The 443-nt window shown below is 57.6% G+C and carries 2 protein-coding genes; both read right to left on the bottom strand.

Annotated features, from left to right (window positions below; genetic code table 11):
* Positions 1-245 (bottom strand): hypothetical protein (locus M3205_RS25265; RefSeq protein ID WP_251172369.1); only part of this gene is annotated, 245 nt, incomplete at its 3' end.
* A 27-nt stretch (positions 246-272) separates the two neighbouring features.
* Positions 273-440, bottom strand: coding sequence for a 23S rRNA (pseudouridine(1915)-N(3))-methyltransferase RlmH (locus M3205_RS26020; protein WP_463674823.1), 168 nt, complete (start codon positions 438-440; stop codon positions 273-275).
* Positions 441-443 lie beyond the last annotated feature (3 nt).

Genomic DNA, 443 nt, shown 5'->3' with positions numbered 1-443 from the left:
GTTAAGCGCCAGCGGGGTGCCGTTGCGATCGTAAATAATGCCGCGGCTCGGCGGATCGGCACCAGCTTGATGCGGTTTTCGTTCGAGCGCGTCTGATAGTCGTCGAAGCGAACGATTTGCACATTGTACAGGTTGGCGATCAGAACGCCGGTAAGCAGCAAAATCCCCAAAAAAGCGACCAGCGCCCGGCGCACGAACAGCGAGGATTCAGCCGTATAGTCGCGGAAAGAATTCTGTAATTTCATTCGCTGCTTAGTCTACCCTGATCATCATTACTCACGGTGGTACGGGTGGTTGGTGGTGATGCTCCACGCCCGGTACAGACTCTCGGCCACCAGTACGCGCACCAGCGGGTGAGGTAAGGTGAGGGTGGAGAGCGACCAACTCTGTTCCGCCGCTGCTTTACAGGCGGGAGAGAGACCTTCCGGGCCGCCTACCAGTAA

This window comes from Cytobacillus firmus (assembly GCF_023715565.1).
In the GTDB taxonomy this organism is placed as follows: Bacteria; Bacillota; Bacilli; order Bacillales; family Cytobacillaceae; genus Cytobacillus; species Cytobacillus firmus_C.
Note: the sequence above shows the minus strand (reverse complement) of the source record. Positions and strands in the feature narration are given on the sequence as shown.